This is a genomic window from Embleya sp. NPDC005971, from assembly GCF_040629175.1.
In the GTDB taxonomy this organism is placed as follows: Bacteria; Actinomycetota; Actinomycetes; order Streptomycetales; family Streptomycetaceae; genus Embleya.
Map to the genome: position 1 here is coordinate 53,431 of NZ_JBEXUX010000029.1, position 23,065 is coordinate 76,495.

Here is a 23,065-nt window from a genome sequence, read left to right on the forward strand (position 1 = left end):
ACGGCGGCCGACGGGCGCCGGGACCGAGCGGGGGACGCTCCTCCCCGTACGATTGACCTTGGCGCCGAGGAGGCAGGCCGGTTCGCGCGATGCCCATCGTGCGGCTCGAGGAGGCCCGCGGTCGCCGGCCCGTCCGTAGCATCCCCGACTGAAGCCGAGAGACACGCAGCCGTGCCCACGCGCCATGACATCCGCAACGTCGCCATCGTCGCCCACGTCGACCACGGCAAGACCACCCTCGTCGACGCCATGCTGAAGCAGGCGGGCACGTTCAGTGCCCACCACCAGATGGACGATCGGGTGATGGACTCCAACGACTTGGAGCGCGAGAAGGGCATCACCATTCTCGCGAAGAACACCGCCGTCGCCTATCACCCCAAGGACGGTGGCCCCACGGTCACCATCAACATCATCGACACGCCCGGCCACGCCGACTTCGGTGGAGAGGTGGAGCGCGGACTGTCGATGGTGGACGGTGTCGTGCTGCTCGTCGACGCTTCGGAAGGCCCGCTTCCGCAGACTCGCTTCGTGCTCCGCAAGGCGCTCTCCGCGAAGATGCCGGTCATTTTGTGCATCAACAAGGTCGACCGTCCCGACTCGCGCATCTCCGAGGTCGTCGACGAGACCTACGAGCTGTTCATGGACCTGGACGCGACCGAGGAGCAGATCGAGTTCCCGATCGTCTACGCGTGCGCGCGGGACGGCGTGGCCACCCTGGTGCGTCCCACCGACGGCACCGTGCCCACCGACAGCGACAGCCTGGAGCCGTTCTTCCAGGCCATCCTGGACGCCATCCCGGCGCCCGAGTACGACGAGGGCGCACCGCTCCAGGCGCACGTGACCAACCTGGACGCGTCCAACTTCCTCGGCCGTATCGCGCTGTGCCGCGTGCACCAGGGCACCATCCGCAAGGGCCAGCAGGCCGCGTGGTGCCGGCACGACGGCACCATCGAGCGGGTCAAGATCACCGAGCTGTTGATGACCGACCAGCTCGAGCGCAAGCCCGCCGAGGAGGCCGGCCCCGGCGACATCATCGCCATCGCCGGCATCCCGGAGATCATGATCGGCGACACCATCGCCGACCCCGAGGACCCGCGCCCGCTGCCGTTGATCACGGTGGACGAGCCCGCGATCTCGATGACCATCGGTACCAACACCTCGCCGCTGGTCGGCAAGGGCGGCAAGGGCCACAAGGTCACCGCACGCCTGGTGAAGGACCGCCTGGAGCGTGAGCTGGTCGGCAACGTGTCGCTGCGCGTGCTGCCCACCGAGCGCCCCGACACCTGGGAGGTCCAGGGCCGCGGCGAGCTGGCGCTGGCGATCCTGGTGGAGACCATGCGCCGGGAGGGCTTCGAGCTCACCGTCGGCAAGCCGCAGGTGGTCACCCGCGAGGTCAACGGCAAGATCCACGAGCCGGTGGAGCGCCTGACCATCGACTCGCCCGAGGAATACCTCGGCGCGATCACCCAGCTCCTGGCGTCCCGCAAGGGCCGCATGGAGACCATGACCAACCACGGCACCGGCTGGATCCGGATGGAGTTCGTGGTGCCCGCGCGCGGTCTGATCGGGTTCCGCACCGAGTTCCTCACGGACACCCGGGGCACCGGCATCGCGCACAGCGTGCACGAGGGCTACGAGCCGTGGTTCGGCGAGATCCGGACCCGCAACAACGGTTCGCTGGTCGCCGACCGCGCGGGTGTCGCGACGCCGTTCGCGATGATGAACCTGCAGGAGCGCGGCCAGATGTTCGTCGAGCCGACCACCGAGGTGTACGAGGGCATGATCGTCGGCGAGAACTCGCGCGCCGACGACATGGACGTCAACATCACCAAGGAGAAGAAGCTCACCAACATGCGCTCGTCGACCTCCGACGAGACCGAGAAGCTGATCCCGCCGCGCAAGCTGTCGCTGGAGCAGGCGCTCGAGTTCTGCCGCGAGGACGAGTGCATCGAGGTGACCCCGGAGACCGTGCGCATCCGCAAGGTCGTTCTCGATCAGAAGGAGCGTGGCCGCTCGGCCTCGCGTGCCAAGCGCTGATCGCTTGACGGTCGCCCTTCGGCGACCCGAACGAGCCGGTGACCTGCGGTCGAACCCGCAGGTCACCGGCTTTTCGTATGCTGAGACCAAGTCGATATCTTTGCCCGGTTATATTCGTTATGTTTCCAATGCGAGTAACATTTTCAAGCATTTATCGGTCGGATTCGAAACTTCGAACAGATCAAAATGGCGAATATCTTTCGCTATCGGGTTCAGTATGACTGTCCTCTTGACGTCCGGGTAATTCGGTTGCGAGAGTCCGTGCGGCCACCAAACCAAACGGAATCCGGTCGCACCCGACCGCGACTCGGGGGTATTTGCAGTCATGACCATGCAACCCCAGCTTGTCCCGGAAGCGGGAGGATCCCCGATTCTGGGAACGCCGGACGCGTCGCTCTCCGAAGCGGGTGTCTCGGCGGCCCCACAAGAGGTGATCGGGCGATCCCCCGGACAACTCGCCTGGCGGCGTTTCCGCAGGGATCGCAGCGGCGTCATATCCGCAGTGATCGTGATTTTCTTTTTCTTGATCGCTTTGGCTGCACCGTTGATCGAGAAGTTGTACGGGAAGGATCCGTACACACGTTATGGGCAGATCAAACCGGGTCTGCTCAACGAGGTCGGCGCCCCGATCGCACCCAACGGCGGCATCTCGGGCGAGCACTGGTTCGGCATCGAACCCGCGGTCGGCCGGGACGTGTTGATGCAGCTCGTGTACGGGATCCGTACCTCGCTGCTGCTCGCCGTCGTGGTGGTGCTGATCGTCACGGTGGTCGGCACCATCCTGGGCATCACCGCCGGATACCTCGGCGGCAAGGTCGACTACGTGATCAGCCGGGTGATCGACACCCTGCTGGCGATGCCTTCGCAGTTGTTCTTCATCGCGTTCACCCCGATCGTGCTCGCGCTGTTCGTCAGCGAGCGCGAGACGACACCCACCGCGCTCCGGGCGACGGCCCTGATCATCGTGCTGTCGTTGTTCGGCTGGACCCGGATCGCCCGCATCCTGCGCGGCCAGGTCCTGTCGATGCGCGAACGCGAGTACATCGAGGCGGCGAAGGTCAGCGGAGCGGGATCCGGGCGGATCATCTTCAAGGAACTCCTGCCCAACCTGTGGACCCCGATCCTGATCGTCGCGACGCTCGACCTGCCGACCTACGTGACGACCGAGGCGGCGCTGTCCTTCCTCGGTGTCGGTATGACCGAACCCACCCCCGACTGGGGTCGGATGATCAACAAGGGTTTCGAGGGCATGCAGAGCGACGTCACCTACCTGGCCTTCCCGGCCATCGCGATGGTGATCTTCGTGCTCGCCTTCAACCTCCTCGGCGACTCGGTGCGCGACGCGCTCGATCCCAAGTCGAACCGATGACCGGCCGAGGTCCGCGCGCGGTCGAACCGCAACCACCCGCGTGACCTCGGAGCTTGCGCAACAGCTCCTGCGTACGTCCCACCCGCCGCGGCACATGGGCCCGGTGAACGGTTTTCTGGATGAGGGGATCACATGACAACGACGGGGAAGCGCCGATTCGTCGCGCTGCTCGCGGTAGGGGCCTTCGCGGCCTCGGCGTCCGCGTGCAGCAGCGGCAGCGAGGACAAGAAGGACAACACGGCGAAACCCTCCGCCAAGACGGCGTCCGTCGTGATCGGCACGGCGGCCGACTCGAAGGGCCCGGCGCCGGAGATACCCGGAGCCAAGAAGGGCGGCGTGGCCGGCGTGCTCAACCGCACCGGCTTCTCCCACCTGGACCCGGGTCGTGCCTACGTCAGCAACCTGATGACCGTCTCCGAGATGGTCACGCGGCGGTTGACGACGTACAAGATCGAGGGCGACAAGACCACCCTCGTCGGTGACCTCGCCACCGACACCGGGACCACCACCGACGGTGGCAAGACCTGGAAGTACACGCTCAAGGACAACCTGAAGTACGAGGACGGCACGCCGATCGTCGCCGCGGACGTCAAGTACGGCGTCGAGCGCATGTTCAACAAGGCGTGGAACGAGGGTCCGGTGTGGATCCAGGGTTGGCTGGCCGGGACGGACAAGTACTGGGAGGTCTACCCCGGGCCGTACGAGGGCGGCGAGCTGGGCAACGACAAGATCGAGGTCCCGGACGCGAAGACGATCATCTTCCACCTCAAGGACGCGCAGTCGGACTTCCCCTTCGCCGCGGCCATGGGCACCACCGCGCCGATGCCCAAGGCGAAGGACACCAAGGAGCAGATCGACACCAAGCCGTTCTCCAGCGGCCCGTACAAGATCAGCACGCACGAGCCGGACAAGCAGCTCGTCCTGGACAAGAACCCCAACTGGGACCCGGCCACCGACGCCGTGCGGCACCAGTACGTGGACCAGTTCAAGTTCGAGATGGGCATCCCCGGCGCGACGCAGTTCCAGCGGCTGACCGCCGCGGCCGGCAGTGACGCCGCCGCGTTCACGCTGAACGAGCGTCCGGACGCCAACTTCGCGCAGCAGATCGCCACCGACCCCGCGCTCAAGAACCGGGTCACCGACGGCGTCGGCCCGTACGCGAACCGGTTCGACATCAACAACGCGCGGATCACCGACGTCAACGTCCGCAAGGCGATGCTGACCGCGTTCCCGCGGCAGTCCGCGCGACTGGCCGAGGGTGGCCCCACCGCGGGCGACTTCTCCACCACCATCGCCTCGCCGACCCAGCTCGGCTACACGCCGTACAAGAGCCTGTTCGACGGTCTCCCGCCGGACGGCGACCAGGCCAAGGCCAAGCAGATGCTGGAGGCCGCGGGCAAGGTCGGCCAGAAGGTCGTGCTGTGCATCAACACGACCAAGGTCCAGCAGGAGCGTGCGCTGCCGATCATGGACCAGCTCGGCAAGGCCGGCTTCCAGATGGAGCGCAAGGAGATCTCCGACAAGGAGTACTACGACGTGATCGGCAAGCTCGACACGCCGTGTGACCTCTACTGGGCCGGGTGGGGCGCGGACTGGCCGACCGGTTCGACCGTCTACACCCCGGTGTACGACAGCCGTCAGGTCAAGGACAACGGCCAGAACTACTCGAAGTACAAGAACCCCGCCGTGGACGCGGAGATCGACCGCATCCTGAAGATCTCGGACACCACCGCGCAGGCGGTCGAGTGGATGAAGCTCGACGAGAAGATCATGCAGGACGTGCCGTCCATCCCCTACATCTACCAGCGTCACCGTCTGGTGTACGGCCCGCAGATCGGCGGCGCCGCGCTCAACACCTACGGCGCGATCAACCTGAACAACATCTTCATCAAGTAGCCGTCCGGCCCCCCGAAGGTCGATCCGCTCGTCCGCCGTCGGTCCCGGGAGTCGCCACGCGACTCCCGGGACCGACGGTCCGGCCGCATCGACCTTCCGGGGCACATCGCGGAGGAAGACCGGCCTCATGCTTCGATTCCTGGTCCGGCGGCTGCTCGGCGTAGCGGCGATCCTGCTTGTCGTCAGCCTCATCACGTTCTACCTGTTCTTCGCCGCGTCCGGCGCCGACTCGGTCGTGCGTCTGTCGTGTGGCAAGAACTGCACGCCCGAGATGCGCGAGACGGTCCGGCAAAACCTCGGCCTGGCCAAACCGCTCCTGGAGCAGTATTGGATCTTCGTGTCGGGGATCTTCACCGGTCGCAACATCGGTGAGCAGACCTGTAACTTCCCGTGCCTGGGCTACTCGTTCGCGAACAACCAGAACGTCTCGCACACGGTGGCCGACCGTTTCCCGACCACCGTTTCGCTGGCCATCGGCGCGGTCGTGCTGTTCATGACGCTCGGTATCGGACTCGGTGTCCTGGCCGCGATGCGCCGGGGCAAGAAGACCGACAAGGTCGCCACCGGCTTCGCGCTGCTGAGCGGTTCGGCGCCGATCTACGTGCTCGGGCCGGTCTTCATCTACATCTTCGTCCAGCAGTTGGGCTGGATGGATCGACCGCAGTACCACCAGTTCACCGACGATCCGCTGTTGTGGGCGTCGGGACTGTTGTTGCCATGGATCTGTCTGATGACCATCCACATGGCGATGTACGTCCGCCTCACCAGATCCACGATGGTGGACGTGTTGTCCGAGGACTACGTACGAACCCTCAAGGCCAAGGGCCTGTCCGGCCGCAGCGTCTACATCAAACACGCCTTCCGAGGCGCGCTCAGCCCGATCGTCACCGTGCTCGGTGTGGACATCGGGGTGTTGATGAGCGGCACGATCATCACCGAGAGCACCTTCAGTCTGCACGGCATCGGAATGCTCGCGGTCACCTCGGTGACCGACTCCGACCTGCCGATGATGATGGGCGTGGTGGTCATCGCGGCCACCTTCACGATGATCGCGAACCTCGTGGTGGACATGTTGTACGTCGTCATCGATCCCCGGGTCCGGCTCTCGTGAAGGGCGGCGTCCGATGAGTCCGCGTCACCGTCCAGTAGCCGCAGGGGCCGAGGAGCAGGGCATGGCCGCGAGTACCGAAACCACCGCCGAGCAGCCGACGGGCAAGGGCAAGGGCAAGGGAGCCCCGGAACCGCTCGGCCGGCACGCGGGTGCCGCCGAGGGCGGCTCCGACGCCTTCCTGTCGGTCCGCGACCTGCGGGTGCACTTCTCCACCGACGACGGCGTCGTCAAGGCCGTCGACGGGTTGTCCTTCGACGTCGAGAAGGGCCGCACGCTCGGCATCGTCGGCGAGTCCGGTTCGGGCAAGTCGGTGTCCTCGCTGACCATCCTGGGCCTGCACAACCGGGAGAAGACGAAGATCGAGGGCGAGATCCGGTTCGACGGCAACGAACTGGTGAAGATGCCCGAGCGCAAGCTGCGCGATCTGCGCGGCCGGCGCATATCGATGATCTTCCAGGACCCGCTGACCGCGCTGTCACCGTTCTATACGGTGGGTGAGCAGATCGCCGAGTCGTATCGCCGGCACATGGGCGCCAATCGGCACGACGCGCACGCCCGCGCGATCGAGATGCTCGACCGGGTCGGGATCCCCAATCCCAAGACGCGGGTCAACGACTACCCGCACCACTTCTCCGGCGGCATGCGCCAGCGCGCGATGATCGCGATGTCGCTGGTCTGCGACCCCGACCTGTTGATCGCGGACGAGCCGACCACGGCGCTGGACGTGACCGTGCAGGCGCAGATCCTGGATCTGCTGCGCGATCTTCAGGACGAGTTCGGCACCGCGATCCTGTTCATCACCCACGACCTCGGCGTGATCGCGTCGATGGCGCACGACGTGCTGGTGATGTACGCGGGGCGCAGCGTGGAGAAGGGCACCGTGCGCGAGGTGCTGAAGAACCCCCGGCATCCGTACACGTGGGGGCTGCTGTCCTCGATGCCCAACCTCTCGGGCGACGTCGACATCCCGCTGCGGCCGGTCCGCGGCACCCCGCCGAGCCTGCTGGCGCCGCCCTCGGGCTGCCCGTTCCACCCGCGCTGCGACTACGTCGACGTGGTGGGCGGCGACAGCTGTTCGACCGAGCGTCCCGCGCTCACGCTGGCCGAGGGTCGCGGGGCGGCCTGTCACCTGACCGCCGAGGACAAGCAGCGGATCTTCATCGACGACGTCCGCCCGCTGCTCGGCTGACCGCTGAAGCTCGGCCGATGGCAGAAAGCAGGAGAACGACGATGACCGAGACGATCAGCGAGTCCCCGGCGCCCGCCCCGGACCCTGCGCCGCAGGCGCCCGGCGAGCCGCTGCTCGACGTCCGGGGACTGGTCAAGTACTTCCCCGTCAAGGGTGGCGGCCTGGTTCGGCGCAAGATGCTCAACGTGCGGGCGGTGGACGGGATCGACCTGTCCGTCGCCCCGGGGGAGAGCGTCGGCCTGGTCGGCGAGTCCGGCTGTGGCAAGTCCACCACCGGCCGGCTGATCAGCCGACTGTTGGAGCCCACCGGCGGCAGCATCCGCTACGACGGCACCGACATCACGCACGCGACCCGCAAGCAGATCGCCCCGATCCGCAGCCAGATCCAGATGATCTTCCAGGACCCGTACTCCTCGCTGAACCCGCGACAGACGGTCGGTGCGATCGTGAGTTCGCCGATGGAGGTCAACGGGATCGATCCCGAGGGTGGCCGAAAAAAGCGGGTGCAGGAGCTGCTGGAGCGGGTGGGTCTCAACCCCGAGCACTACAACCGCTTCCCGCACGAGTTCTCCGGCGGCCAGCGGCAGCGGATCGGCATCGCCCGCGCGCTGGCGCTGCAACCGCGGCTGATCGTGGCCGACGAGCCGGTGTCCGCGCTGGACGTGTCGATCCAGGCCCAGGTGGTCAACCTGCTCCAGGGCCTGCAACGGGACATGGGCATCGCGTTCGTGTTCATCGCGCACGACCTCGCGGTGGTCCGGCACTTCTCCCAGCGGGTCGCGGTGATGTACCTCGGCAAGATCGTGGAGATCGCCGACCGCACCTCGCTGTACTCCAATCCGCACCACCCGTACACGCACACGCTGTTGGCCGCGGTGCCGGAGGCGGACCCGGACAAGAGCGCGAACCGGACACGGGTGCACGCCTTCGGCGACATGCCCAGTCCGATCAATCCGCCCTCGGGTTGCCGGTTCCGTACCCGCTGCCCCAAGGCGCAGGACGTGTGCGCGAACGAGGAACCGCCGCTGATCGGGATCGAGACGCTGCTGGAGGGGCATCGCGTCGCGTGCCACTTCCCCGGACCACTGGAGGCCACCGCGAAGGCGGAGGAGACCATGCCCGAGGAGCGCATCGAAGCAGCCCTGGAAGCGGGCATCAGCTCCGACCCGGAGTAACGGCCGGTCGTTATATCGCACTCCCGAACGGGATGCCACCGATTTGGTGGCATCCCGTTTTTCGTGCTTTCCTGCAGGTCAGCTACGCGCGTTGAACCGCTCCGACCAGCCGGTCCGCGCCGCCGCGCCCGGGGGAGTATCGTCACGCTCAGTAGCGTTTCTCGCCTGTCGAGACGAGGTAGGGGCGTGCTATGGGTGTTCGTTCATCGGACTGTATGCTCCGGGCAGCGGTACATGGTGTCCGTTTGATACGGCTTCGGCACTGGTCTCATATGTCTGGGTTTCGAGATTGATCACGGATTTACGTGATCAAACTGAAACCTGCAGGGGATTGGTCGCAGCCAATCGGTGACGGATAGTAGATCCGCTTGTGCTCGGAACCTGGTCACGCGCTCGGGGGCGCCGACTCTACGAGCAGGCGTGACGGAAGCTTCCCGCTTGGGAGCCCCGTTGCACTTCACTTCGGTAGTGATTTCCACGAGGAGGCAACCCATGCGCGGAACAACGCGCGTGAAGTGGGTCGTCGGCATGGCCGTTCTCGGCCTGGCGGCGACTGCGTGTGGCAGCAGCGATGACGACAAGGGCAGCAAGGGCGGTGGCAGCGGGCTTCCCGCCGGTTACTACTCCGCCAGCAGCACCGAGCCGCAGAACCTGATTCAGCCGGCGAACTCGAACGAGACCGGTGGGTTCTACCCGCTGCAGCTCATGTTCCGCGGCCTGTACACCTACGACTCCAAGACCGGGCAGCCCGTGCCGGCCATGGCGCAGTCGGTGGAGAGCCCGGACTCGACGAACTACACCGTGAAGCTCAAGCCGGGGTGGACCTTCCACAACGGCGAGCCGGTCACGGCGAAGTCCTACGTCGACGCGTGGAACTGGGGCGCCAACTCCGACAACAAGCAGATCAACGCGAGCTGGTTCGAGCTGTTCGAGGGCTACGACGCGGTGCACCCGAAGGAGGGCGCGCCGACCGCGAAGGAGATGTCCGGTCTCAAGGTCGTGGACGAGAACACGTTCACGATCAAGTTGACCCAGCCGGTCTCGTCCTTCAAGTCGCGCCTGGGCTACGTGGTCTACGCGCCGCTGCCGGCCGAGTTCTACAAGGACCCGAAGAAGTACGGCGAGGCGCCGATCGGCAACGGTCCGTTCCAGCTCGACGCCGCCAACGGCGGCTGGAACCACAAGAAGTCGATCACGGTCAAGAAGTTCGACAAGTACGCCGGTGACGACAAGCCGAAGTCGAACGGTGTGCGGCTGGAGATGTACACCACGTACGACGCCGCCTACACGGCGCTGCGCGACAACAAGCTCGACGTGATCGACCAGATCCCCACGGCTGCCGTCGGCAGCTTCAAGAAGGACCTGGGCGACCGCGCGATCGAGGCGCCGCAGTACTCGATCCAAAAGATCGGCTTCCCGCTGTACGACGCCGGGTGGAGCGCGCCGGGCAAGGAGAAGGTCCGTCAGGGCCTGTCCATGGCGATCGACCGCGCGAGCATCGTCAAGGCGATCTACAAGGGCGCCGAGCAGCCGGCGACCGACTGGCTGGCCCCGAACATCCCGGGTTACAGCAAGGACATCACCGGCGACCTGACCAAGTACGACCCGGCCAAGGCGCGCGAACTGGTCGAGGCCGGCGGCGGCATCCCCGGTGGCACGCTCACCATCGCCACCAACGCGGACGGCCCGCACAAGGAATGGGTCACCGCGGTCTGCAACAGCATCAACGAGGCGCTGAAGAAGCCGAACGCCTGCGCGCCGAAGCTGTACCCCGAGTTCAGCGTGGCGCGTAAGGACATCACCGAGAAGAAGATGACCGGCGCGTACCGCACCGGCTGGCGTGGGGACTACCCGTTCCCGGACAACTTCCTCGCCGACATCTACAAGACCGATGCCGCGTCCAACGACTCGGGCTACTCCAGCCCGGTCTTCGACGACCTGGCCAAGCGCGCGATGTCGGCCTCGGACCAGACCGAGGGCGTCAAGCTCTGGCAGCAGGCCGAGCAGCAGATGGCGAAGGACGTTCCGTCCATCCCGCTGTGGTACTACGTGACCAAGGGCGGTTCCTCGACCAAGGTCTCCAATGTCCAGTTCGACCCGTACGGCAACCCGGTCTTCACCGAGGTCACCGTCAAGTAGTGAATCGGACATGACCCGACGCTGACCACGGTCCGGCCGCACCGCAACGGTGCGGCCGGATCTTGGCGGTGACGGGCCGGGCCGGCGTCGTGCGATCCATGGCGCCGGCCACTGGTCCGATCCCCCGCTTCGGGCCGACGACGACAGCAGGAGGCTGGTATGGGGCGATATGTCGTACGGCGGCTGCTCCAGATGATCCCGGTGTTCATCGGGACCACGTTCTTGATCTATTACATGGTGTATCAGCTGGGTGGCGACCCCATCTCGGCCATGTTCGGCGACAGAGGTGCCGACCCTGTCTTCGTGCGCCAGATGCGGGAAGAGTTCCACCTGAACGACCCGCTGATCGTGCAGTACTGGTACTACATCACCGACCTGCTCCACGGTGACTTCGGGACGAGCTTCAACGGCCGTCCCGTTGCCGACGAACTCAAGCGGGCCTTCCCGGTCTCGATCCGACTGGCGATGATCGCATTTGCGATCGAGGTCGTGGTCGGCGTCGGCCTGGGCCTGCTGTCCGGCCTGCGCCGCGGCAAGTTCGTCGACACGCTCGTACTCGCCGGCACGCTGGTGGTCATCTCGATCCCGGTCTTCGTGCTCGGCACCGTCGCCCAGTTCTGGCTGGGTTCGGAGTGGGGCATCTTCGAGGCCACCGCCACCGTGGGCGACGCGACCTGGAGTCAGCTCCTGCTGCCGGGCATCGTGCTCGGCTCGCTTTCCTTGGCCTTCGTCGCCCGACTCACCCGGACCAGCGTCGCGGAAAACATGCGCGCCGACTACGTCCGGACGGCGACCGCCAAGGGTCTGCCGCGCCGCCGAGTGGTCACCCGCCACCTGCTGCGCAACTCGCTCATCCCCGTGGTGACGTTCCTCGGTGCGGATCTCGGCGCCCTGATGGCCGGCGCGATCGTGACCGAGGGCATCTTCAACGTCGACGGTGTCGGCCGCCTGATCTACCTCGCGGTCACCAAGCACGAGAGCTCGACAGTGGTCGGCGCGGTGGCGGCATTGGTGATGATCTATCTGGTCATGAACCTGATCGTCGACCTGCTGTACGCCGTCCTGGACCCGAGGATCCGGTATGCCTGACATGAACAAGCAGCAGCGTGAACAGCTGCCGACCAGCAGCGACCAGCAGCCCCAATCCGCCATCGAGTTTCCCGGCAGTCTGCTCGCGGACGAAGAGGGCACGACGCTGGAGAAGCGCGGCGCGTACTCCGCACCGGACGCGCAGGCACCGCAGGACAAGCCCCGCGGGGCCTGGGCGGAGGCGTGGCGCGAGCTGCGCAACAGCCCGAGCTTCTACGTGTCGGGCATCCTGCTGCTGTTCCTGGTGTTCATGGCGTGCTTCCCGGGCGTGTTCACCAACATCGACCCGCGGCACTGTCCGATCCTGGACACCAACAAGGACCCGTCCGGCGACCACTGGTTCGGCACCAACGTGCAGGGCTGCGACGTGTACGCGCGCACCGTCTACGGTGCTCGCGCCTCGATCATCGTCGGTGTCGCGACGACCGCGCTGATCGTGGTCATCGGTGGTCTCATCGGTGCGCTGTCGGGCTACTTCGGCGGCTGGCTGGACACCATCCTGGCCCGCGTCACGGACATCTTCTTCGGCATCCCGCTGCTGCTGGCGGCGCTCGTGTTCATGAGCTCGGTCAAGGACCGCACCGTGTGGACCGTGGTGGCCGCGCTCGGTGTCTTCGGCTGGATGCAGATCGCGCGCATCATGCGCGGTTCGGTGATCACGGTGAAGAAGTCCGACTACGTGGTGGCGGCCAAGGCGCTGGGCGCCGGCACTCCGCGGATCCTCGGGCGACACGTGCTGCCGAACGCGATCGCCCCGGTGATCGTGGTCGCGACCATCTCGCTCGGCACCTTCATCGCCACCGAGGCGACGTTGTCCTTCCTGGGCATCGGGCTGCCGCCCACCGAGATCTCGTGGGGCGCGGACATCAGCTCGGCGACCACCGCGCTGCGCGACTCGCCGTACCAGCTGATCTTCCCGTCGATCTTCCTCTCGGTCACGGTGTTCAGCTTCATCCTGCTCGGCGACGCGGTGCGCGACGCCCTCGACCCGAAGCTCCGCTGAGGGAGGGGACAGACAAGTGACGACGATCGACACGAAGAACAAGCCCGGGAGCCCGGGCTCGGCCGCTGCCGCGCCGCTGCTCGAAGTGGACAACCTCCACGTCGAGTTCCGCACCCGCGACGGTGTGGCCAAGGCGATCAACGGTGTCTCGTACGACGTCAGCGCCGGCGAGACGCTCGCGGTGCTCGGCGAGTCCGGGTCCGGCAAGTCGGTGACCGCGCAGACGATCATGGGCATCCTGGACATGCCGCCGGGGCACATCACCGGTGGTGAGATCCGCTTCCACGGCAAGGACATGCTCAAGATGTCCAAGGAGGAGCGCCGGAAGATCCGCGGCCAAAAGATCTCGATGATCTTCCAGGACGCGCTCTCCGCGCTCAACCCGGTGTACTCGGTCGGCTTCCAGCTCGCCGAGATGTTCACCGTGCACCGCGGGATGTCCCGCAAGGACGCGAAGCTCAAGTCCATCGAGCTGATGGACCAGGTGCGCATCCCGGCCGCCAAGGACCGGGTGAACGACTACCCGCACCAGTTCTCCGGCGGCATGCGCCAGCGCATCATGATCGCGATGGCGCTCGCGCTGGACCCCGAGCTGATCATCGCGGACGAGCCGACCACCGCGCTGGATGTGACCGTGCAGGCGCAGGTGATGGACCTGCTCGCGGAACTCCAGCGCGAGCGCAACATGGGCCTGATCCTGATCACCCACGACCTCGGCGTGGTCGCCGACGTCGCGGACAAGATCGCGGTCATGTACGCGGGCCGGATCGTCGAGCAGGCGCCGGTGCGCGAGCTGTACCGGCAGCCGACCCACCCGTACACCAAGGGTCTGCTCGAGTCGATCCCGCGCCTGGACCACAAGGGTCGCGAGTTGTACGCGATCAAGGGCCTGCCGCCGAACCTGATGCGCATCCCGTCCGGCTGCGCGTTCAACCCGCGCTGCCCGTACGCGCAGGACGTGTGTCGCAGCGACGTTCCGCCGCTGCACGAGATCTCGCCCGGGCGTGGTAGCGCATGCCACTTCTGGGAGACCGTGATGGAGGGAGAAGTCCGTGACTGAGTCCCCGACCGGCGCGACCGCCGCCGATGTGCGCAAGGTCGTCAAGCCGGTGGCACAGGGCGAGCCGATCCTTCAGGTGCGGGGGCTGGTCAAGCACTTCCCGATCACCCAGGGCATCCTCTTCCAGAAGAAGATCGGCGCCGTCAAGGCCGTCGACGGTGTCACCTTCGACCTGATGAAGGGCGAGACCCTCGGTCTGGTCGGCGAGTCGGGTTGTGGCAAGTCCACCGTCGCCCGGCTGCTGATGAACCTGGAGTCGATCACCGCGGGCAGCGTGCTGTACAAGGGCGACGACCTGGCGAAGTTGTCCGGTCGTGCGCTCAAGGCGGTGCGCCGCAACATCCAGATGGTCTTCCAGGACCCGTACACCTCGCTGAACCCGCGGATGACGGTCGCCGACATCATCGGTGAGCCGTACGACATCCACCCGGAGGTCGCGCCCAAGGGCGACCGCAAGCGGCGGGTGCAGGAACTGCTCGAACTGGTCGGCCTGAACCCGGAGCACATCAACCGGTATCCGCACCAGTTCTCCGGCGGTCAGCGCCAGCGCATCGGGATCGCCCGGGGCCTCGCGCTCAACCCGGAGATCATCATCGCCGACGAGCCGGTGTCCGCACTGGACGTGTCGGTGCAGGCGCAGGTGGTCAACCTGCTGGAGAAGCTGCAGAACGAACTGGGTCTGTCGTACCTGTTCATCGCGCACGACCTCTCCGTGGTGCGGCACATCTCGGACCGCGTCGCGGTGATGTACCTCGGGCGGATCGCCGAGATCGGCACCGACGCGCAGATCTACGACCACCCGACGCACCCGTACACCCAGGCGCTGCTGTCCGCGGTGCCGGTGCCGAACCCGGACGGCCGCGAACACCGCGAGCGGATCATCCTCACCGGCGACGTGCCGTCGCCGGCGAACCCGCCCTCGGGCTGCCGGTTCCGTACCCGGTGCTGGAAGGCGCAGGACATCTGCGCCGAGCAGGAGCCGTTGCTGGAGATCCGCAAGGGCCTCTCCGGCCTGGGCGCGCACGACAGCGCGTGTCACTTCGCCGAGGAGAAGGACATCGTCGGCGCGGCCTGATCCGCGTCCCGACACGACAGGGCCCGCCGTTCCCGATCGGGAACGGCGGGCCCTGTCGTGTGCCTGCCGGTGGGTCAGTCGGTCGCGGGGCGGGCCAGGGCCCGGCGCAGGAAGTCGACCTGGAGCAGCAGCAGGTTCTCCGCGACCTGCTCCTGCGGCGTCATGTGGGTGACGCCGGACAGCGGCAGCACCTCGTGCGGGTAGCCGGCCGCGAGCAGGCTGCTGCTCAGCCGCAGCGTGTGCGCCGCGACCACGTTGTCGTCGGCGAGGCCGTGCACCAGCATCAGCGGCCGACGGGTCGGCACCTGCTCGATGCCGGCCGCCAACGAGTTCCGCCGGTAGACCTCCGGCTGCTCGGCGGGCAGACCCAGGTAGCGCTCGGTGTAGTGCGTGTCGTAGAGCTCCCAGGCGGTGACCGGTGCGCCGGCCACGGCCGCGTGGAAGACGTCCGGGCGGCGCAGCACGGCCAGCGCCGCCAGGTAGCCGCCGTAGGACCAGCCGCGGATGCCCACCCGGGTGGTGTCCAGCCAGGGTCGCTCGGCGGCGACCGCCGCGAGGGCGTCCACCTGGTCCTGGAGGGTGATCGGGCCCAGATCCAGGTGGATCGACTTCTCCCACTCGGGGGAGTGCCCGGGGGTGCCCCGGCCGTCCGCGACCAGCACCGCGAAGCCCTGGTCGGCGAACCACTGCGAGGTCAGGTGCGGGTTGCGCGCGGCGAGCACGCGCGGGCCGTGCGGGCCGCCGTACGGGTCCAGCAGGATCGGCAGCCGCTCGCCGGAGGCGGGGTCGAACCCGGTCGGCAGCAGCAGCGCGCACGGGATGTCGCGGGCACCGGCGCGCAACAGTTCGACCCGCGCGGTGAGCACGGGGGTGGCCGCGTGCGAGGTGATCTCGGCGAGTTCGGCGCCGTCGCGATACACCCCGACCCGGGCGCCGAAGCGGTCCAGCGAGGAGGAGAGCAATACCGTGGTGTCGCCGGAGCGCACCGCGGTGTGCACGCCGGGCTCGGCGCTCACCCGGGTGACCCCGTCGGCGGCGACCCGGTAGACGTGGATCTCGCCGATCTCGGGGTCGCTCGCGTCGGTTCCGGCCGACGCGGTGATCAGCACGTCCTCGTCGGCGACGTCCAGGATCGAGCGCACGAACAGGCGGCGGTCGGTCAGCTCCTTGTCCGCGACCACCACCCGGCGGGCCCCGTCGGCGTCGACCAGCCGGACCAGCCGGCCGTCCGGTGTCCACGCGGGTACGCCCGGGACCAGGTCGATCCACACGTCGTCGGTTTCCGCGTGCAGCTCGCGGGTGGTCCCGGCGCCGAGGTCGACGGCGAGGGTGAGCAGTCGCTTCTGGTCGCGCGGCTGCACGCTCAGCAGCGGGTCGCCGCCGGCCGACCAGTGCACGCTCGCGAGGTAGGGGTACGCCGCGCGGTCCCAGGTCAGCTCGGTACGGGTGCCGTCGAGGCCGATCAGCCACGCGGTGACCTCGGCGTTGGGGGTGCCGGCGGCGGGATAGGCCACCCGCGTCGGCGCACTGGCCGGGTTGGCCGGGTCGCTGATCCACCAGCGATCCACCGGCGCGTCGTCCACGCGGGTCGCGATCAGCGCGGAGCCGTCGGGCGCCCACCAGTAGCCCCGGAAGCGGGACATCTCCTCGGCGGCGATGAACTCGGCCAGGCCCCAGACGACGTCGTCGCCGTCGGGCTCGGCGAGCGCGGTGTCCCCCGAGCCGTCGGCGGCCACCACCCGCAGGGCGCCGGCCGCCGCGTAGGCGATGTGCGTGCCGGTCGGCGAGGGACGCGGATCGATCACCGGGCCGGGCACGGCCAGCTCGCGCGCCGCCCGCCCATCGGTGAGGGAGACGGCGAACAGCCGGCCCGAAAGGGTGAAAGCCGCCAGCTCGCCCGCGCCGTCGAGCGCGTAACCGACGATGCCGGCCGCCCCCTCGCGACTGCGTTCGCGTCGGGCCCGCTCCTCGGCGGAGAGATCCTCGGCCGCGCCGCCGAGCAGCACCGCGGGATCGGCCACCAAGCGCTCGACGCCGGTCTCGGGGTCGAGCGTCCACAGGCACGTGGTGGGGTCGTCGGCGGCCTTGGACCGCAGGAAGGTGATCCGGCCGTCGGCGATGCCGAAGCCGCGTGGAGCGCCTTGGGTGAAGCGCTGCGTGCGGGCGTATTGCCGGGGAAATGTGATCTCCGAGCTCATGCGCCACAGCGTACGGGGCGGGGGCGTCGAGGGGAGGGGAGACCGAGGGAGAGTGCGGACGCCCGTGCGAACACCACCTCGCGCCCGCTGAACGAGTGAACGCTGTTCGTGATCGCCGGCTTACAGTCTGTGTGTAGACATGTCCCTTTGGGTGCGATGGCCGGCTTCCCCGAGCAAGCCCTCGAACCCCCTTGCGCACAGGAGGTGCGTGACTGTGGTGGTGTCCGTCTCCGCCGTGCTGCTGCTCGGTGTCACCGTCGTCTTCTTCGTCCGGAAGTCCGCGCTCAGGCCCGTACACGCGATCGTCTGCACGCTGCTCGGCTTCTATCTGTCGACCACATCGATGGCCCCCTCGATCCGCGACGCGGGCATGAGCCTGGCCGGAGTGGTCAACGGGATCCATTTCTGAGCGGGCTCCCTCGGTCCTGAGCGAGTGCCGCCGGCGAGGGCTCACGGGGTCGGCTTTGTAGGCTGGTCTGTCATGACCAATCGATGGCTGGCCAATACCGGTGGCACCCGAGGGCCCGAGTACGCCGAGCGGTTTCGCCGACTCGCCGCCGAAGGGCGCGACATGCACGGCGAGGCGCGGTTCTGCGACGCGCTGTTGTCCGAGCCCGCGCGCGTGCTGGACGCGGGCTGTGGGACGGGCCGGGTGGCGATCGAGCTGGCCCGGCAGGGCCACGAGGTGGTCGGCGTCGACCTGGACGCCTCGATGCTCGCCGAGGCCCGGGCCGCGGCGCCCGGGCTGACCTGGGTGCTCGACGACCTCGCCGACCTGGATCCGGCGGCGCTCGGCGGGCGCGGCAGCTTCGACCTGGTGGTGGCCGCCGGCAACGTGATGATCTTCCTGACTCCGGGCAGCGAGGTCGAGGTCGTGCGCGCGCTGGGCACGATGTTGCGGCCGGGCGGGATCCTGGTCGCCGGGTTCAGCCTCACGGGCGGTCCCGACGAGGTGGGGGCCACGATCGACGTCGAGCAGTACGAGGCGGCCTGCGCGGCGGCCGGGCTGACCCGCCGGACCCGATACGCCGGCTGGGGGCGCGAGCCCTGGATCGACGGCGGCGACTACCTGGTGGCCGTGCACGCGCGGCCGACCGGCTGACTCGGCGACGCGGGGTCGGCGCCCCGGGTCCCGCGATCGGCTGCGTAGGCTGTCACGCATGACCGAACGCACTGTCGAAAGCCCGCTGCGCCTGTTGCTCGTCCATGCCCACCCGGACGACGAAGTGATCAACAACGGCGCGTCGATGGCGCGCTACGCGGCCGAGGGTGTGCACGTCACGCTCGTCACCTGCACGCTCGGTGAGGAGGGCGAGATCCTGGTTCCCGAGCTGGCCCACCTGGCGGCCGACCGCGAGGACGGGCTCGGGCCGCACCGGATGACCGAGATCGCCGACTCGATGAAGGTGCTCGGCATCTCCGACCAGCGTTTCCTGGGTGGCCCGGGCCGCTACCGGGACTCCGGGATGATGGGCGTGCCGAGCAACGATCGGCCCGACTGCTTCTGGCGGGCCGACGTCGACGAGGCCGCCGCGCACCTGGTGTCGGTGATCCGCGAGGTGCGCCCGCAGGTGCTCGCCACCTACGACGAGCGCGGCGGCTACGGCCACCCGGACCACATCCAGGCGCACCGGGTGGCGCTGCGTGCCGCCGAGCTGGCCGCCGACCCGACCCACGCCGAGGGCGCGGGCGAACCCTGGACGATCGCGAAGATCTACTACAACGTGATGCCCCGGTCGATCCTCAAGGCCGGCATCGAGCGGATGATCGAGGCCGGCCAGGACGTGCCGTTCACCGCGGTCGAGGTGGACGAGTTGCCGTTCGCGGTGGACGACGACCAGGTCACCACCGCCGTGGACGCGGGCGATTACGTGGGCGCCAAGTTCGACGCGCTGCGGGCCTATCCCACCCAGGTCTCGGTGGAGGACGGCTTCTTCGCGCTGTCCAACAACATCGGCCAGAGCATCATGTCGGTCGAGCACTATCGGCTGGTGCGCGGCGAACTCGGGCCCACCGGCCCGGACCACCGCGAGGACGACCTGTTCGCCGGACTGCGCCCGTAAGGTAGCCCTCGTGCCAGACAAAGCCGGCCGCATCGCGGCATACGTGGTGCTGTTCCTGCTCGGCGTGGTGATCGCCTTCATCGGGGCGTTCACCCAGGCGGCCTACCCGCCTGCCGGACTGATCGTCGCGCTCGCGGGCAGCGGCGGCCTGTTCGTCGCGGGCGGTTCGCTGCTCAAGACGAAGGCGGGGGCCGCGGTGCCGGTCGCCGCCTGGATGCTGACCGTGTTGTGGCTGGCGAGTTGGACCCGGCCCGAGGGCGACTGGATCTTTGTCAGCGGGTTCCTGTCGTATATCTATCTGCTCGGTGGCACCATCTTCGGTGTCGCCGCGGCCACTTACCCTTGGGGCGGCATCAAACCCGTCCTCCTTTCGGGTGAATCGGTGAAGACGCGGACAAGGTGACTCCCTTGCCCCGCCATGCTTGCCGACGGCGCGTGCTGCGCGGTAGGCGACGGTGCGGGGTAACGGTGTGGCAGGAGCGCAGTATTGTGGTTGCCGAGGTGCGGTGCGTGTCATGTCCTGTCCATGGGGCCGTCGCGACCGACTCCTCTGGCCCGTCGTACCGGGCAACCTCGGTGGCCGAGTTCGTCCACTCGCTTTCGATGGGGAGCAGTAAAACCCTCGAAGGCGGTGTCACGACCCGCACGCGGCGTGTGTCAACGCACCGCCGTCGCACTTTCCTGGATACCGCCCGACCCCGGGCGGGGGCGGCCGTGCGCCGCCACGCAACCTTCAGCTGTCGGAGAGCTCGTTCTTCGTGAGTAACGACCAGCCCCCCACGCCCGACGACCCGGGCGCGCAGCCGCGCCGCGACGATCTCGGTGGTGATCCGCATCCGTTCTTCGGGCGGGTCGGCCGTTCGTCGCCGGCCGCACCCGCTGCCCGTGAGCGATCCGCCGCGCCCGCGTCGTCTCCGCATCCATCCCCCGATCCGTTCGGGGACGACGACGAGTTCGCGTCGTGGTTCGATGACGAACCGCCCCGCCCCGCGCCCGTCGCGGGGCCGCCGGGTGGTTCGTCGTGGCCCAGCGCGGACGACGATGTGCCTCCCGTCGCGGAACCGCCCCGGCAGGAGGCCCCGCCGCTGGGGCCCAACGGACTGCCGCAGCGGGTTCCCGGCGCCTCGGGAGCCAGGAGTCTGACCGCCGACCCGGGCGGTGCGTCCGGTCCGGTGCCGTTCTCGGACGCGCCGCCGCCGGCGTTCGTACCGGCGCAGCCCGGGCAGCCGCCGAGCCACCGGCAACCGCCGCACGATCAGCCGCTCTCCGGCGCGCCCGCCGCGTACTCGGACGAGCACGGCGCGGGTGTGCCCGGTGCGGGTCTGGACGACGTCGGCTACGGCCCGCCGCCCGTGGTCGAGCCGTTCGCCCGGCCGACCGAGGCGGCGCCGGGGGAGGCGGCCGCGGCGAGCGGCGCGCTGCCGACCCGGGTGGGTCGGCGCCGGCTGATCGCCGGCTTCGGCACACCCGAGGCCAACCCGGTGCCGGCCGCGCCCGCCGACGAGGTGGACGCCGAGTCGGACGTCGAGTCCGGTGACCAGACGATGACCACCCGGGTCAGCATCAAGATCCCCGGGTCGCGGCCGATTCCGCCGGTGGTGTTGCGCGGCCAGGCCCCGCTGCCCTCGCAGGACCCGCCGCGCTGGACCCGCGACGGTGAGTCCGACGGGCCGTACGAGTACCAGACGCGGCAGGAGCAGGACGCCGCCGACCACGGGTTCCCGCAGTACGGCACCACCGACGCGCACGCGGCGGAGTCCGGCACGGCGCACCCCGACGACACTCGGGACGGCACCGACGAGCCGCGACCCGCGCCCGCGCGACCGCGGCGGCGCAAGCCGAAGGCGCTGATCGCGTGCGCGGCGGGGCTCGCCGTGGTGGGCGGGGTGTACGGCGCGTCGCTGGCCTATGCCGGCGGCGGGGTGCCGCGCGGCACTTCGGTGCTCGGCGTCAACATCGGCGGCCAGTCCCGCGACGAGGCGGTGCGTACGCTCGAACAAAAGCTCGGCGATCGCACCACCAAGCCGATAAGGCTCACCCTGGCGGGCAAGGAGTTCCAGCTCGACCCGGCCGTGGCCGGGCTGCTGCTCGACGCCCGCGCGACGGTCAGCGAGGCGTCGAAGGGCGGGATGAACCCGCTCACCTCGGTGCCGGCGATGCTCGGCAAGACCCGGGAGACGCAGCCGCGTACGGTCGTGGACCCGGTCAAGCTGGGGGCCGAGTTGGAGGCGCGCGCCGCCGAGGCCGGCGGCGGGCTGACCGACGGCGGGATCTCGTTCGCGGGCGGCCAGGCCGCCGCGATCGCGCCGACCAGGGGCAAGGTGCTGGACACCGCCGCCGCGGTCAAGCTGGTCGAGGCGGCCTTCCTGCGCGGCAACGGGCCGGTCGAACTGCCGGTCAAGACCGCCGACCCCAAGGTCGCCCAGGCCGAAGTGGACCGCGCGATGCGCGAGTTCGCGGTGCCCGCGATGTCCGGACCGGTCACCCTGACGGCCGGCACCAAGAGCCTCAAGCTGACCCCGGCCGTGCTCGCCAAGTACCTCACCATGGTCCCGGACGGCAGCGGCAGGTTGCAGCCCAGGATCGACACGAACGGACTGCAGGACGAACTGGGCCAGACCTTCTCCTCGGTCGGCGAGAAGCCCAAGAACGCCACGTTCAAGGTCGAGGGCAAATTGGCGGCCGGTGCCAAGGTGTCCGTGGTGCCGTCCGTGCCCGGCAAGGGCGTCTCCGGCGCGACCGCGGCCGACGCGCTGCTGACCGTGCTGGCCAAGACCGGCACGGCCCGCACCGCGAAGGTCAGCCTCGGCCCGGTCGAGCCCAAGCTGACCACCGAGGCGGCGAACAAGCTCGGCATCACCGAGGTGATGTCGACGTACACGACGAACTACCCGTTCGCCCCATACCGGTTGACCAACATCCACCGGGCCGCCGACCTGATCACCGGCTCGGTGGTCAAGCCCGGCGACACCTGGAGCCTGAACAAGACGGTCGGCGAGCGCACCGCGGAGAACGGCTTCGCCAAGGGCACGATCATCAACAACGGGCGTTTCCAGACCGACTTCGGCGGCGGCGTGTCGCAGGTGGCCACGACGACCTTCAACGCGGTGTTCTTCGCCGGGCTCAAGGACGTCATGCATCGCCCGCACAGCTTCTGGATCGACCGCTATCCGGCCGGTCGCGAGGCCACCGTGGCCTGGCCCTCGCTGGACCTGAAGTTCCAGAACGACTCCGGGAAGAACGTCTATCTGGAGTCCACCTACACCGACTCCACGGTGACCGTGACCCTGCTGGGCACCCGCCGGTTCGACGACATCAAGGCCGAGCCGGGCAGCAAGTACGACGTGGTCAAGCCCAAGTCGGTGGTGGACAAGTCGGCCGGCTGCGTGCCGCAGGCCGCCTCCGACGGGTTCAAGATCGACGTGACGCGGGTGTTCATCCAGGGCGGCAAGGAGAGCGCGCGGGAGAAGTTCCACACCAAGTACGACCCGGCGGACAAGATCACCTGTGATCGCACCGGCGGCGCGGAGGGCGAGGGCCAGGGACGCACGGCGGACTCGCCGCCGCCGGGCGCGATGCCGGTCCGCATGTCGGACGACTAGCGCCGGGCACCTTCGCGCGCAGCCACACGCCGGACGGGCGACCTGCCCGTCCGGCGTGC

General features: G+C 68.5%; 17 protein-coding genes. 16 read left to right on the plus strand and 1 reads right to left on the minus strand.

The genetic code is table 11. The features are described from left to right. Positions 1 to 171: 171 nt before the first annotated feature. The 11 genes from typA to ABZ374_RS24855 all read left to right on the plus strand — a co-directional run bounded on the left by typA (position 172) and on the right by ABZ374_RS24855 (position 15,143). Positions 172 to 2,037 carry a translational GTPase TypA gene (typA, locus tag ABZ374_RS24805; protein ID WP_360314587.1) on the plus strand — a complete coding sequence of 622 codons (1,866 nt, stop codon included), beginning with the start codon at positions 172 to 174 and terminating at the stop codon, positions 2,035 to 2,037. 325 nt (positions 2,038 to 2,362) lie between these two features. Continuing rightward, positions 2,363 to 3,406, plus strand: coding sequence for an ABC transporter permease (locus tag ABZ374_RS24810; protein ID WP_360314589.1), 1,044 nt, complete (start codon positions 2,363 to 2,365; stop codon positions 3,404 to 3,406). Between the two features lie 132 nt (positions 3,407 to 3,538). Further along, complete coding sequence (locus ABZ374_RS24815; protein WP_360314591.1) at positions 3,539 to 5,302, plus strand: ABC transporter substrate-binding protein; 1,764 nt, start codon at positions 3,539 to 3,541, stop codon at positions 5,300 to 5,302. Positions 5,303 to 5,429: 127 nt separating this feature from the next. Next, positions 5,430 to 6,413, plus strand: coding sequence for an ABC transporter permease (locus ABZ374_RS24820; RefSeq protein WP_360314593.1), 984 nt, complete (start codon positions 5,430 to 5,432; stop codon positions 6,411 to 6,413). 61 nt (positions 6,414 to 6,474) lie between these two features. After that, entirely contained in the window at positions 6,475 to 7,602 is a 1,128-nt protein-coding gene (locus tag ABZ374_RS24825) for an ABC transporter ATP-binding protein (RefSeq protein ID WP_360314595.1), read from the plus strand. Positions 7,603 to 7,643: 41 nt separating this feature from the next. Further along, positions 7,644 to 8,777, plus strand: a complete 1,134-nt coding sequence (locus ABZ374_RS24830) for an oligopeptide/dipeptide ABC transporter ATP-binding protein (RefSeq protein ID WP_360314597.1) — start codon at positions 7,644 to 7,646, stop codon at positions 8,775 to 8,777. 492 nt (positions 8,778 to 9,269) lie between these two features. Then, the gene (locus tag ABZ374_RS24835) at positions 9,270 to 10,916 is read left to right on the plus strand and encodes an ABC transporter substrate-binding protein (protein WP_360314599.1); all 1,647 of its coding nucleotides are present in this window, start codon (positions 9,270 to 9,272) and stop codon (positions 10,914 to 10,916) included. A gap of 159 nt (positions 10,917 to 11,075) precedes the next feature. Further along, entirely contained in the window at positions 11,076 to 12,005 is a 930-nt protein-coding gene (locus ABZ374_RS24840) for an ABC transporter permease (RefSeq protein ID WP_360314601.1), read from the plus strand. Then, positions 11,998 to 13,008 (plus strand): ABC transporter permease, encoded by a 1,011-nt coding sequence (locus tag ABZ374_RS24845; RefSeq protein ID WP_360314603.1) that lies wholly within the window; start codon positions 11,998 to 12,000, stop codon positions 13,006 to 13,008. The genes ABZ374_RS24840 and ABZ374_RS24845 overlap by 8 nt, the downstream gene beginning before the upstream one ends. Before the next feature lie 16 nt (positions 13,009 to 13,024). Further along, complete coding sequence (locus tag ABZ374_RS24850) at positions 13,025 to 14,068, plus strand: ABC transporter ATP-binding protein (RefSeq protein WP_360314605.1); 1,044 nt, start codon at positions 13,025 to 13,027, stop codon at positions 14,066 to 14,068. Further along, the gene (locus ABZ374_RS24855; RefSeq protein WP_360314607.1) at positions 14,061 to 15,143 is read left to right on the plus strand and encodes a dipeptide ABC transporter ATP-binding protein; all 1,083 of its coding nucleotides are present in this window, start codon (positions 14,061 to 14,063) and stop codon (positions 15,141 to 15,143) included. Before ABZ374_RS24850 ends, ABZ374_RS24855 begins: the two co-directional genes overlap by 8 nt. 74 nt (positions 15,144 to 15,217) lie before the next feature. Here the strand turns inward: ABZ374_RS24855 and ABZ374_RS24860 are convergent, their stop codons facing one another. Further along, complete coding sequence (locus ABZ374_RS24860) at positions 15,218 to 17,341, minus strand: prolyl oligopeptidase family serine peptidase (protein WP_360314609.1); 2,124 nt, start codon at positions 17,339 to 17,341, stop codon at positions 15,218 to 15,220. 214 nt (positions 17,342 to 17,555) lie between these two features. Here ABZ374_RS24860 and ABZ374_RS24865 point away from each other — a divergent pair, with 214 nt between their 5' ends. The 5 genes from ABZ374_RS24865 to ABZ374_RS24885 all read left to right on the plus strand — a co-directional run bounded on the left by ABZ374_RS24865 (position 17,556) and on the right by ABZ374_RS24885 (position 23,006). After that, entirely contained in the window at positions 17,556 to 17,750 is a 195-nt protein-coding gene (locus ABZ374_RS24865) for a DUF2304 domain-containing protein (RefSeq protein ID WP_360314697.1), read from the plus strand. 72 nt (positions 17,751 to 17,822) lie between these two features. Beyond that, on the plus strand, positions 17,823 to 18,443 hold the full coding sequence (locus tag ABZ374_RS24870) for a class I SAM-dependent methyltransferase (RefSeq protein ID WP_360314611.1): 621 nt from the start codon (positions 17,823 to 17,825) through the stop codon (positions 18,441 to 18,443). Between the two features lie 58 nt (positions 18,444 to 18,501). Next, positions 18,502 to 19,404, plus strand: a complete 903-nt coding sequence (mshB, locus tag ABZ374_RS24875; protein WP_360314613.1) for an N-acetyl-1-D-myo-inositol-2-amino-2-deoxy-alpha-D-glucopyranoside deacetylase — start codon at positions 18,502 to 18,504, stop codon at positions 19,402 to 19,404. Between the two features lie 10 nt (positions 19,405 to 19,414). Beyond that, positions 19,415 to 19,807 carry a DUF6113 family protein gene (locus tag ABZ374_RS24880; protein WP_360314615.1) on the plus strand — a complete coding sequence of 131 codons (393 nt, stop codon included), beginning with the start codon at positions 19,415 to 19,417 and terminating at the stop codon, positions 19,805 to 19,807. A gap of 355 nt (positions 19,808 to 20,162) precedes the next feature. Next, a complete protein-coding gene (locus tag ABZ374_RS24885; protein ID WP_360314617.1) occupies positions 20,163 to 23,006 on the plus strand; it encodes a VanW family protein in 2,844 nt (947 codons plus the stop codon). Positions 23,007 to 23,065 lie beyond the last annotated feature (59 nt).